General features: G+C 31.5%; 10 protein-coding genes. 9 read left to right on the forward strand and 1 reads right to left on the reverse strand.

The features are described from left to right. Positions 1 to 93 precede the first annotated feature (93 nt). The gene (locus tag OC526_RS04465) at positions 94 to 1248 is read left to right on the forward strand and encodes a hypothetical protein (RefSeq protein WP_262122391.1); all 1155 of its coding nucleotides are present in this window, start codon (positions 94 to 96) and stop codon (positions 1246 to 1248) included. Between the two features lie 36 nt (positions 1249 to 1284). Here OC526_RS04465 and OC526_RS04470 read toward each other — a convergent pair whose 3' ends face one another. After that, entirely contained in the window at positions 1285 to 2112 is an 828-nt protein-coding gene (locus OC526_RS04470) for an exodeoxyribonuclease III (RefSeq protein WP_262122392.1), read from the reverse strand. A 151-nt stretch (positions 2113 to 2263) separates the two neighbouring features. Between OC526_RS04470 and OC526_RS04475 the strand changes: the two genes are divergently transcribed. From OC526_RS04475 to OC526_RS04510, 8 genes are all read left to right on the forward strand, one after another. Next, entirely contained in the window at positions 2264 to 4162 is a 1899-nt protein-coding gene (locus tag OC526_RS04475) for a hypothetical protein (RefSeq protein ID WP_262122393.1), read from the forward strand. 66 nt (positions 4163 to 4228) lie between these two features. Beyond that, complete coding sequence (locus OC526_RS04480) at positions 4229 to 5128, forward strand: RluA family pseudouridine synthase (RefSeq protein WP_262122394.1); 900 nt, start codon at positions 4229 to 4231, stop codon at positions 5126 to 5128. 1 nt (position 5129) lies between these two features. Further along, complete coding sequence (locus OC526_RS04485; protein WP_262122395.1) at positions 5130 to 6659, forward strand: YifB family Mg chelatase-like AAA ATPase; 1530 nt, start codon at positions 5130 to 5132, stop codon at positions 6657 to 6659. An 82-nt stretch (positions 6660 to 6741) separates the two neighbouring features. Beyond that, the gene (locus OC526_RS04490; RefSeq protein ID WP_262122396.1) at positions 6742 to 7749 is read left to right on the forward strand and encodes a hypothetical protein; all 1008 of its coding nucleotides are present in this window, start codon (positions 6742 to 6744) and stop codon (positions 7747 to 7749) included. Positions 7750 to 7918: 169 nt separating this feature from the next. Next, complete coding sequence (locus OC526_RS04495; RefSeq protein WP_262122397.1) at positions 7919 to 9100, forward strand: GspE/PulE family protein; 1182 nt, start codon at positions 7919 to 7921, stop codon at positions 9098 to 9100. A gap of 94 nt (positions 9101 to 9194) precedes the next feature. Then, a complete protein-coding gene (locus OC526_RS04500; RefSeq protein WP_262122398.1) occupies positions 9195 to 10256 on the forward strand; it encodes an NCS2 family permease in 1062 nt (353 codons plus the stop codon). An 8-nt stretch (positions 10257 to 10264) separates the two neighbouring features. Next, positions 10265 to 10801 (forward strand): phosphoribosyltransferase family protein, encoded by a 537-nt coding sequence (locus OC526_RS04505; RefSeq protein WP_262122399.1) that lies wholly within the window; start codon positions 10265 to 10267, stop codon positions 10799 to 10801. Positions 10802 to 10972: 171 nt separating this feature from the next. Beyond that, positions 10973 to 12670 (forward strand): alpha-keto acid decarboxylase family protein, encoded by a 1698-nt coding sequence (locus tag OC526_RS04510; protein ID WP_262122400.1) that lies wholly within the window; start codon positions 10973 to 10975, stop codon positions 12668 to 12670. Positions 12671 to 12673: the final 3 nt, after the last annotated feature.

Genomic DNA, 12673 nt, shown 5'->3' on the forward strand with positions numbered 1-12673 from the left:
AATAGCCCCGTTAGTTCGGGGGCTATTTTATTTAAAAATTAACACGGATTTAACATCTGATTTGATAATATGAAATTAGCAAAGGAGGTATTTATGAAAAAAATTGCAAGTTTAGCACTAGCAATGCTTGTTATTCCAAGTGTAAACTCATTTGCAGCTAGTGAGAACAATCAAATTAACGAGAATAATCAAAAAATGGAAATGAAATCCGAAAGTAAAGAACAAAAAGAAAATCAAGAGGACCTTTATGAAGTAATAGAAGTTTTTGACAATACTGTTACTTTAAAATTTATTGAAACTCTAAATGGCAACCAAATTCCAACTTACATTGGTGCAGAATTCAATGTAGCTAAAGAAAAATTCTCCCAAAAAGATATAAAAGTTGGTGATAGATTCAAAATAACCCACGATGACATAATTATGCCATCAAACCCTGCACAATTTGGTAAAATTTTTGCAATTGAAAAAGTTGAATCCAATAGTAACGAAAACGATGACGTAAAAGAAGAACAAATTACAGAAAACTTTGTAGTTGAAAAAGTTAATGAAAATGGATATACAATAGCTGATATAAATAATTTAGAAAATAAGTTCAATATCAGCAAAAAAGAAGCCAACAATATGGACCTAAATATTGGAGATAAACTAGAAATTACCCACAATGGTGTAATTTTAGAATCATATCCAGCTCAATTTGGAAAAATAATTGAAGTTTTAAAATATGATGATGAAGAAAAAGAAGAAGAAAAACCAGAAGATAATATTACTGAAACATTTATAGTAGAAAATGTGTCAGATGGTGGATATACTATTTACGAAAAATCCAACAAAGACAATAAATATTTTATTTCAAAAGATGATACAAAATCTATGGATTTGATGGAAGGTGATAAAATAGAAATCACCCATACAGGCCTTGCTACAAGATCATATCCAGCACAATTTGTCGGTGAAATAAAAGTTCGTAAATTAGATGCTGAATCAAAAGAAAAAATGCCAGCAAAAGATAAAAAAGAAGATTCAAAAATAAAAAATGAAGATAATAAAGATGTAAAACCAGCTGGCAAAGTTAGGGAAAAAGACCTTGAAAAGTCAAAAATGGATATAATGGATAAAGAAAAAATGGAATCCATGGACAACAAAATGGCGGGAGAAAACCCAAAAACTGGAATTCTTTCATCAATTGGACTAGTAGGTTCAAGTGCGGTAGCAATTGCCCTAGCAAAAAAAATTAGAAATTACCAATAAAAATAAGCCCTTGTGTTAATTCACAAGGGTTTTACTTTAAATATTTATTTCCAACACTATAGGAGTATGGTCTTGGCGTTTGCCAGAGTCAATTATATCCGAACGAGTCACATTATCCTTTATCCTATTGCTGACTAAGAAGTAATCAATTCTCCAGCCTGAATTATTGATCTTGCTTGTTTTTACTCTTTGTGCCCACCAGGTGTATTTTCCTTCTACATTTCCATGTAGGTATCTAAATGTATCAGTAAATCCGCGGCTAAGTATATAAGTAAAACCTTCACGTTCTTCATCGGTAAATCCTGCAGACATATGGTTATTTTCTGGATGAGCTAGGTCGATTTCTTCATGGGCAACATTAAAATCTCCCGCTGCAATTACAGGTTTTTCTTTATCGAGTTTTACAATATAATCAGAATATTTTCTATCCCATCTTTGCCTATCAGAAAGTCTCTTTAGCTCATTACCTGCATTTGGAGTATAGACTTGAGTAAAATAAAAATCTTCAAACTCTAAAGTAACCATTCTTCCTTCAAGATCCATAGGCTCTGGGGCATCTATAATTGGGAAATTGCTGTTACAATCCAAATCTTTTTTATAAAGCGTCATACAACCTGCATAGGATTTGCGGGCTCCCTCTGCAGAATTGATATGAACGTAATTATAATCTGGGAAAAATTCTTCTAGTTTTTCTTTATGTTTTTTAGAAAGTCCTGTTTGTGGTAATTTTGTCTCTTGAAGCGCAATTACATCAGGATCTTCTTTTTTTATAGTTTCAATAACTTCACGAGTCATAACAGCTCTGTTTGAATCACTTGTCAGTGCTGCATTTAGTGAATCTATATTCCATGAAATAAATTTCAAATTAATCTCCTTTATAATTTCTATCTTACTTTAACTATAAAATTTTTATAAATAAATGCAAGTGAATAGAGATTTAAAATTTGTAACAAATATGTAGAATGTTTTATTGTGGGTATAATAAATATAAGAAAGACTTACAAAGGAGGACATTATGAGAAAAAAAATTTTTGTATTAGGTCTTAGTATGGCATTTGTTTTTTCAATTGGAAATAATGTCTACGCTAATAATACAAGTATAGAAAATCAACAAGAAGAAAATCGTACATATGTTTATGAAGTTATCAAAGTAGGAGAAAAAAGTGTAACTTTGCTTTATCAAGAAGAAATCAAAGATGATTCTATTATTATAGAGGAGATTGATAGTAATACTAATCTAGACCTTGATAAGAAATATTTTGAAGATGATGTAAATATTCACGATATGTATCAAATCAAGAGCAAAGAGAAACTTTCTAATTTAGATAAGGAAAATATCAAAAAAGAAGATATTAGCCTTAAGGAAAAGTATGTAAAACCGACAAATATGGCCAAGGAAGATTTGCCAAAAAATACAGAAAAACTGGATTTTATAATAGAAAAACTTGAAGGCGATAAGAAAAGTGGATATGAAGCTACTATAGCCGAAGTGGGTAATAAAAATAACAAGTATTTTATAAATAGTGATAATTTGCGTGATGAGAATCCACAAAAAGATGATAAATACACTATTTATTGGGACGGTGTGACCTTAGAATCATATCCTGCTCAATTTGGCAAGATTTTTAGAGTTGAAAAATTAGCAAAAGAAAATCAAGAGAGTCTAGAATTTGAAATTGATGAGATTATAATAAATAAAGATAATAAGACTGCCATAGTTTTTGAAACAGAAAATAAGACCAATGTATTTTCAATCGACCTAGAAGATTTGAAAGATGAAAATGCAAAAGCTGGTGACAGATACGAGATTACTTGGAATGGAATAGCTACTAAGTCAATTCCAGCTCAATTTGGCGAGATTTATGAAGTAAAGAAAACTTTTGATAATAAAGAAGAGATTAAAGAAAAAGCTGAATTTGAACTTGTTGATATCACTGATAGCAAGGAAGGTAAGGATGCCAATCTTAAAAAATCTGATTCTTTTGGTGGGATTAGCCTAGTAATTCTATCAGAACTAGAAGATGACAAGGCTCAAATCGGGGATAAGTATTTGATAACCTACACAAAAGATTCGCTGGGTCACATAGGTGTCATAGAAAAGGTCGAAAAAGTTAAAAATGAAGATGATGCTGATGTAAAATTTGACGAACTTAAAAAGAGAGTTGATGAAGCAGGAAACATAGTACTAGGTGATGGCACTTTTACAAAAGAAAGTGCTGAAAGATTCCAAAAAGCTTTTGAAAATGCTAAGGAAATTTTGAATAAATCTGATGCGACCCAAGAAGAGGTTGATAAGGCGGCCAAAGAGTTAAGAGAAGCTATGGATGGACTTAGCGAAAAAATGGGAGTTATTACTCGTCAATTTGTCCTAACAGAAATTGTCGAAAAGGGCGGCAAAAAAGCTCGTCTTACTGATATAGAATATAAGAATAAGGAATTTACCATAGATTTTGAAAGCTTAGGAGATCCAAATGCCAAAGTTGGTGATATTTACAATGTCACCATGGAAAATGTTGATCCAAATGAATCACCTTATCAAATGGGCAAGGTTACAAAAATAGAAAAAGTTCCAAATTATGGAAGACTAATTGATGCTATTGAAAAAGCTAAAAAAGCCTATGACAAAAACAAAACTTACACTAAAGAAAGTTTAGCAGATTACAACAAAGCCTTTGAAACTGCACAAGATATGATTGCCAAGAATTCACTGGATAGTCCAGAAAATATCGACAAAGCAGCAAGTGAACTAGAAAAGGCGGCTGATGGTCTAAAAGAAGTCAAAAAAGACCCTGCCAAAGAAAACAAAAAGGCAAAAACTGTAAAGGGTTGGAATCCTAATACAGGCATTACTCCAGTAGCTCCACTACTTGGAATAATTGCAGGGGCCGGATATTTATTAAAAAAGAAAAAATAGATAGAAATTACGGGTAAGAAATTGCCCGTAATTTTTTTGCTTAAAGATATATGCTATAATAAAGTTATGATATTAGAAGCATTTGAAAATATCCGAATTGATAAATATATTTCTGACGAATTTGAAGAAATTCCAAGGGAGAAAATAAAAACTTTTATCAAGGATAATAAAATAAAAGTTAATAATAAAGATATCAAACCTTCATATAAGCTTGAAATTGGTGATGAGCTTGAGATATCTGATGAGCTTTTTGAAGTCCCAGAAATAAAACCAGAGCCAATGGATTTAAAGATAGTTTATGAAAATGATGATTTTGCAATAATTGATAAGGATGAAAATGTAATTGTCCATCCAGCAGGATCCATAATTACTGGGACTTTGGTAAATGGTTTACTTGATAAATACGGCTACCAAGGACTTTCTCATATAGGTGGAGATGACAGACCAGGCATTGTCCATAGGCTTGATAAGGATACGACTGGACTTATGGTTATAGCAAAAAATAATGAATCCTACAAGTATTTAAAAACTCTTTTTGAAACACGAAAAGTAGATAAGGAGTACCTTGCAATTGTTCACGGAAATTTTGAGCAAAAAACTGGCAGGATAGAAAACTTTATGGACAGGGATCCTAATAATCGCAGAAAAATGGCGGTTAGTCCTAGTGGAAGGGTTGCCATTAGTGAATATGAAGTTTTAAAAGAAGTTTCAGGATATTCTCTTATTAAAATCCATATCATAACCGGTCGTACCCATCAAATTAGGGTTCATATGACTCATTTAAATCATCCTCTTGTGGGAGATCCAGTTTATGGTAATGTAAAGACCAATTTTAATTTAGACCATCAATTGCTTCATTGTACTTATTTAGGTTTTACTGATAAAGATGGGCAATACGTCAGCTTTAATGCAAATCCCCATAAAACTTTCTTAAAATATCAAGATGTCTTAGGACTTGGAGAATAAAATGTATTCAAAAACAAACACCTGCTCACTTTTGGGTTTGGCAGGAAATTTGGTAGAAGTAGAATCAGATATCACTTCTGGCTTACCAGCATTTTTAATAGTTGGTTTGCCAGATTCATCTATAAAAGAATCAAAGGAAAGAGTAAGAGTTGCCATCAGTAACTCTGGCTATTCCTTTCCACCAGGTAGAATTACAGTTAATTTATCACCAGCTGACCTTAAAAAAGAAGGAACTCAGCTTGATTTGCCAATAGCAGTTTCACTTTTAAATTCCATGGGAGTAATCACATATCCATATGATGATTATGTATTTTTGGGAGAACTTGCTTTAGATGGAAGGATTTTGCCAGTTAGGGGTGCCCTTGCAATGGTAATTTCTATGAGAGAGCTTGGTTTTAGTAAATTTATAATCGCGGATGAAAATAAAGAAGAATGTGCAATTATAAATGATGTCGAAATTTTACCATTTTCAACTTTAAATGATATAGTTGCATTTATAAACAAGGAAAAGGAAGTAAAGGCCTATCAGTTAGATTTGTCAAAAGCAAATCAAGAAGTTGAATACGATTTGGATTTTGCTGATATTAAGGGGCAAGAAAGTCTAAAAAGAGCCCTGCAAATTGCTGCAGCCGGCAACCATAATTTATTGATGATAGGACCGCCAGGGTCAGGAAAAACTTTTTCTGCCAAACACCTACCTACCATACTGCCTGATATGAGCTTTGATGAAAAAGTTGAAGTAACCAAAATTTATTCAATAATGGGACTATTGAACAAGGGAAGATTAGTAAATGAAAGGCCATTTAGATCACCGCACCATTCAGCTAGTGAAGTAGCCCTAATAGGTGGCGGGCATTCAATACCTAAGCCTGGAGAAATTTCTCTTGCTCACAGGGGAGTTTTATTCTTAGATGAATTTCCAGAATTTAATAAAAAAACTATAGAAGCACTCAGAGAACCCCTTGAAAATCGAGAAATAAATATTTCACGTGCCCAAGCAAGTTTAAAGTATCCTTCAGATTTTATATTAATTGCTGCAATGAACCCTTGTCCTTGTGGAAATTATGGTAATCCTTTAAAGGAATGTAGCTGTTCTCAAAATGAAATTAGAAGGTATTTAAACAAAATTTCAGCTCCAATTCTTGATAGGATTGATATTCACATTGAAATATCTCCTGTTAAATACGAAGATTTGAGAAATAATACACCTTCAAAATCTTCAAAGGAACTCAAGGAAGAAGTGGTTAAAGCTAGAAAAATCCAAGAAGACCGCTACAAATGCGAAAAAGTTTCTACAAACTCAGAACTTTCTACAGCCCAGATGAAAAAATATATAAAACTTAGCCCAGAAGTTGAAAAAATAGCAAAAATGGCTTTTAATAAATACAATTTTTCAGTAAGAAGTTTTAATAAAATAATAAAAATGGCTAGAACTATAGCAGACTTAGACCAAAGTAGCAATATCGAACAAAAACACCTCTTAGAAGCAGTTAGATATAGAACTTTGGATGGGAAATATTGGGGAGAATAATATTTTGCCAATGTTTTTTATAATGGTGGTATATTCTATCTGCAAGATAAAAAGTTAAAATAATCTCAATAACGGAGGAGTTATGAAAAAAAGCAATAAAGTAAGTCTTGTTATTGTTTTAACATTGAGTTTATCATATTTACTCTTTTCAAATGAAAATTTTGTAAAGCAGAATTATAAAACTAGCGAAGAGACCTCTGTAAATATAAATGAATTTGCTGTCAAAGAAAAAATAATGCACGGTGCAAGCATAGACATAGACCGCCTTGCATTTAGAAAATCTATTATAGACAAAAATAAAAGTAATAAAAGGTCCTTGTTTGTTGATAGCAACGATGGATATAATTATGAAACATCTTTAAATATTAATGAAGAAAACGAATTGGAAGATAAGAATAGCCCAGTTTTAGTAGAAAATTTATTTACTGAAAACAATATGCCAATAGTAAGCTCTACTCAACCAGAGAATATAGAGAATAATTTGCTAAGCTCCAACGATAATCCAAGAGAGAATGACAAATTGACTGTTAGTAATGAAAATCTAACAGAGAATGAAAAATTAATTATTAAAAATGATAACAAAATAGAATATTTATATCAATTAGATAATAATGATTTTGAATATAATAAAATAGATAGTAATTCTCCTATTTTAATAAATGAAATTAATTTGCACCAAAACCCGTCAGCTGATACTAATGAAGGAAAAATTATTGAAACTAAAGTAAATAATTCTTTTGTAGAGAATAAAGAAATTAGAAACTCTCTTATCGAAAAATCTAATTCTAATATTATTGAAAAAATTAAAGATACTATTATAAAAAATAGTGAATCTATCGAGGAAATCACTTCTAATAATCTAGAAAATAACAAAAATAAAGACGCAAAGAAAAAAGAAAATTCAAAATACGGTCCTAAAGAAGATAAAATTAAGAAAAATGAATTAAAAGAACAAAAAAAGCAGTTTGATGAATTAAGTTCGAATTCAAATAAAGCAAGTAATGATAATCACTTTAAGGCATCTTTGAATAAATTGGATAATGACTTAGAAAAACAAGAAACCATTAGAAAAAATAATAAATTCGACTAAAATGAGAATTTTTGGAAATTCGAGTTTTTATCAAATCTGACAAATATTAATAACAAATAATTAAATTTAAGAGACCAGAGAGACCTGAAAGCAAGGGTTCTTTTTTTATTTATATTATCTAATTTCTATAATATAATGTAATTAAGAATAAATATTGGGCGGGAGAATTATGCTTGATCAACGTGATATATTAGAAAATATTGATAAATTTGTTTACGACTTGTTTGACTACGCTCTTTATTATCGAGCAAGTGACATACATATTGAGCCTGAAGAAAATTATGGCAGAGTAAGGCTTAGAATAGATGGTAGACTAGATGAAATACTAAGGATAACTAGGAAAAATTATGAAATGCTTGTATCAAAACTAAAGCTTCTGGCAAATATGGATATAAGCGAGCATCGAAGACCTCAAGATGAAAATTTAAAAATTCCAGCATATGCAAATGTGGACTTTCGAGTTTCAGTAATTGGCACCATTAATGGAGAAAAATTGGTAGTTAGAATCTTATCTTTGGGAGAATTTAAGGAAAATGCAAATTTACTAGGATTTAGTCAAAAATCAAAGCAAAAATTAGAAGAGGCTATGAAAAATCGTTCTGGAATGATTATTTTTTCTGGTCCAACTGGCTCAGGAAAATCTACATCTCTTTATTCTTTGCTTGAAGAACTCAATAATGATTTTGAAAATATTATAACCGTTGAAGACCCGGTAGAATACAACATCGAAGGAATAAATCAGATAAATATCAATGAAAAAATTGATTTTACTTTTGCAAAGGCCCTAAGATCAATTCTTAGACAAGACCCTGATATAATCTTAATTGGAGAAATCAGAGATTATGAAACAGCACAAATTGCAATTAGAGCTGCTATTACTGGTCATTTGGTTTTGACAACCCTACATACAAACAATGCACTTTCATCTATTATTCGTTTAAAAGATTTGGGAGTTGAAAATTATTTATTATCATCAGCCATAAATTCTGTTGCCAGCCAGAGATTAGTAAGAAAACTATGTTCTTGCAAAATTCCAGATAAAATGACAGATTTGGAATATAATTTAGCAAAAAAATATTGTGATATTGATAGAAGCCAAGAAATTTTTAGAGCTAATGGATGTCCAAATTGTAATGACGGATATAAGGGAAGGGAAGCCTGCGAAGAAGTATTTACTCTAACTGATCAATTTCGAGATATGATTAGAAATGGTAATATAGATTTGGTTAGTGTAAATGAATTTGTAAAAGAAACAGATTTTACTCCTATGGTTCATAATGGACTTCAAAAAGTTTTTGATGGAGTTACTAGTTTTGAAGAGTTAATAAATGTTATGTATGACCAAATATAAATTTACAAATTAATTAAGAAATTAGATAGATCATACAATTTTTATTAATATGATGTGGTATAATTATAAACGTGTTTTTATATTTGAAGGTTTTATGACTTTAAATGATATTATGGCGGCTTTGGGAGTTGTAATTAATGGTATCCCTCAAGCGCTTTTAGCTTTATCTGTGGGCTTTGCTGCTTTTCCAACTTCACTGGGTTTTGCGGTTGGAGTTATAGCTTGTACCATTTTACAATCACCAATTCCAATTTCTATGCAAGCTGAAACTATTGCCTTAGCAGGGGCTTACGGTGATGATGTAAGAGAAAAATTATCAGTTGTATTTTGGGCTGGGGTAATAATGACCATCCTAGGTATTACTGGTAGTTTAAATTATATTGTGGATTTAGCTGGTGAGTATGTCCTAAATGGTATGATGGCTGGAGTTGGATTAATTTTAGCGAAAATTGCTGTAGATGGATTAAAACTTGAAACAAAAATGGTAACATTAATTTCTATCCTGACAGCTTTTATCACTTATTTTATCTCAGGAAGAAATTTAGTTTATACCATAATTATTTCGGTAATTATCTCTTCAATTTATGCAAACATTAAAAAAATGGAAATCGGGAAAGACATAAATGAAGAAGAAAGAAAACTTTCTATAAAAAAACCGATTTTAAATAAAAAAGTAGTTAGGGGAGGTCTTTCTCTATCATGTTTGACCATTGGTGCTAACATTGCTTTTGGGAACATTACTGCATCATTATCAGATGGAAATGTTGTTGCAAATATTGACCACTTAACAATATATTCAGGGATCGCTGATGCTGTTTCATCTCTATTTGGTGGAGCACCAGTAGAAGCAATTATTTCTGCAACAGGAGCAAGCGATAATCCAGTAAATTCAGGTATTTTAATGATGGCAATACTTGGAATAATTATGTTTATGGGACTGTTACCAAAGCTTGGAAAATATGTACCAGGAGAATCAATCCATGGATTTTTATTCGTACTAGGAGCTTTAGTAACAGTTCCTACAAATGCAAACATTGCCTTTGCGGCGGGTGGCGATACAGCCTTAGTTGCAGGTATTGCTATGGCAACAACTGCAGCAAGCGATCCATTCATTGGACTTATATCTGGAATTATTCTTAAGCTTATTATTTTATAGGAGATTTTATGGATAATTATAAATTAAATGTATGTGGACTAGAAAGAGACTTACCTATTATACAAATATCAGAAAATTTAAAAATTGCATCCTTTGTTTTATTGGGAGATGCAGAACTAGCAGCAAAAGCAGGCTATGAATTAAGTAAGAAGATAAATTGTGATATTATCATCACAGCAGAAGCCAAGGGAATTCAACTTGCTCATGAAATTGCTAGAAACTTAGATGAAAAATCATTTATAGTGGCTAGAAAATCAGAAAAAGCTTATATGAATGACCCAGTAAGTGTAGAAGTAAACTCTATAACAACTACAAATGTACAGAACTTATATCTCGATGCAAAAGATGCAGAAAAAATAAAAGGAAAAAGAGTAGCTATTGTAGATGATGTAATATCTACTGGCCAATCTATAGCAGCTCTTGAAGCCTTAGTAGAAAAGGCAGGTGGTGATGTTGTTCAAAAGCTTGCTATCCTTGCAGAAGGTGATGCTGCAAATAGGAAAGATATAATCTACTTAGAAAAACTTCCCTTATTTGAAATATAAATTTTAAAAGCTTCCAAAGAAATTTGGGAGTTTATTATTAATTATAAATAATACTAGTTTAGTAGTGAATTTTATAAGAGTTTAAAATCTTGATTATTTTTGGTAAACTTTTTTAATTCTGGGTATATATTATAATAACGACATAAAAAGGATAATAAGAAAGGAATAATAATGAAAATTACAATTGGTGACTATATTCTTAAAAGACTTAAGGAATTAAATATAAAACACATTATCGGAGAACCAGGAGACTTTAACCTAGAGTTTCTAGAACAAATTTCAGAAGATAAAGATATAGAGTTTGTAGGTATGTCTAATGAACTTAATGCTGCATTTGCGGCTGACGGATATGCAAATGAAAATGGCATTTCAGCACTAATGACGACTTATAGTGTAGGAGACCTAAACGCACTTGGAGGTATAGCTGGATCTGTTGCTGAACACAGACCCATTATAATTATTTCTGGTACACCACCTTTATTTGCTATGAGAGAAAGAAAAATGACCCACCACACTCTAGCAGATGGAGATTATGAAAATGTACGTCGTGCTATGAATGAGTTTGTGGATGATTCTGTTTTAATTACTCATGAAAATGCAAGATATGAGATAGATAGGCTAATTGAAAGAGCTGTAACATACAGTAAATCAGTAAACATAGAATTACCATCAAATATTGCCTACCTTGATATAGAAATAGAAGATGATTTAAAACCAATAGAAAAAAAGAAAACTAAATCAGATGAAGAAAGATTGAAAGCAGCTGCTAAAAAAATTGCTCAAAGATTTGAAAATGCAAAAAATCCTGTAGTTTTAATTGATGAGGCTGTTGATAGATATGATGTAGCTGACAAAGTGTTAGAATTAATCGAAAGAGCCCAAGTACCATTTGCAGCTCTTGCTACTGCAAAAGCATATTATAATGAATCTCACCCTCTATATTTAGGAATCTACCAAGGTGATGAATCAGATGAGGGAGTTCAAGAAAAGATAGAAAATTCTGACTTTCTAATCTCAATTGAGCCTGTGTTTATGCAAGCAAATAATGGTGAATTTACAGCAAAATTACCAGAAGATGCAATTATTATCAATGCAGATTATACAAAAGTCGGCGAAGAAATCTTTGAAGCGGTTTATGTAAGTGATTTAGTAGAGCTTGGTCTAAAAAACATTCCACAAAGAGAAAAAATCGAAAGTGTAAACAATACAAAACAAAAAGAATACAATTTTGAAGCTGATAAACTAATCATGCAAGAAGATTTCTATGCACAAATTGCAAGATACTTTAAAGAAAATGATGTAGTTTATGGAGAAACTGGTACAGCAAGCCACGGTCTTACAGAAATAAAAATTCCTGACGGAGTAAAACTTGTAAGAAGCCAAATTTGGGGCTCTATTGGAGCAATGCTACCAATGCAAATGGGTGGTATGCTTGCAAGTCCAGAAAAACGCCACATTCTTCTAATGGGTGATGGCTCATTCCAAGTAAGTGCTCAAGCTCTATCAAGAATGATTTATAATGAACAAAATCCTATTATTTTCCTAATTGATAACGACGGTTATACAATCGAACGTTACATTATGGGCATGAAAAGAGATTATAACGATATTCCAAAATGGGATTACTCATTGCTACCACAAGCATTCAGCAAAGGTCAATCAAAAATGAAAACTGCTGAAGCAAGAACTCAAGGAGAATTAGAAGAAATCTTAAAAACACTTGATGATGTAAATGAAGGAATTATTATCACTGTTTACATGCACCAAGAAGATTCACCAGAAGTAATGGTAGGTTATGGTAAAAATAAAGAAGAATTTAACTTTGGAAAAAGAGGTCCTGAAAACCCAGAACCAGACTTTAAAGCTTAAGAA

Source organism: Anaerococcus sp. Marseille-Q5996, from assembly GCF_946893725.1.
In the GTDB taxonomy this organism is placed as follows: domain Bacteria; phylum Bacillota; class Clostridia; order Tissierellales; family Peptoniphilaceae; genus Anaerococcus; species Anaerococcus martiniensis.

Bases quoted from the DNA above. Each gene is read 5' to 3' on its own strand.
- OC526_RS04495 (WP_262122397.1), top strand. From the start codon at position 7,919: ATGCTTGATCAACGTGATATATTAGAAAATATTGATAAATTTGTTTAC.
- OC526_RS04505 (WP_262122399.1), top strand. From the start codon at position 10,265: ATGGATAATTATAAATTAAATGTATGTGGACTAGAAAGAGACTTACCT.
- OC526_RS04485 (WP_262122395.1), top strand. From the start codon at position 5,130: ATGTATTCAAAAACAAACACCTGCTCACTTTTGGGTTTGGCAGGAAAT.
- OC526_RS04500 (WP_262122398.1), top strand. From the start codon at position 9,195: ATGACTTTAAATGATATTATGGCGGCTTTGGGAGTTGTAATTAATGGT.
- OC526_RS04465 (WP_262122391.1), top strand. From the start codon at position 94: ATGAAAAAAATTGCAAGTTTAGCACTAGCAATGCTTGTTATTCCAAGT.
- OC526_RS04510 (WP_262122400.1), top strand. From the start codon at position 10,973: ATGAAAATTACAATTGGTGACTATATTCTTAAAAGACTTAAGGAATTA.
- OC526_RS04490 (WP_262122396.1), top strand. From the start codon at position 6,742: ATGAAAAAAAGCAATAAAGTAAGTCTTGTTATTGTTTTAACATTGAGT.
- OC526_RS04475 (WP_262122393.1), top strand. From the start codon at position 2,264: ATGAGAAAAAAAATTTTTGTATTAGGTCTTAGTATGGCATTTGTTTTT.
- OC526_RS04480 (WP_262122394.1), top strand. From the start codon at position 4,229: ATGATATTAGAAGCATTTGAAAATATCCGAATTGATAAATATATTTCT.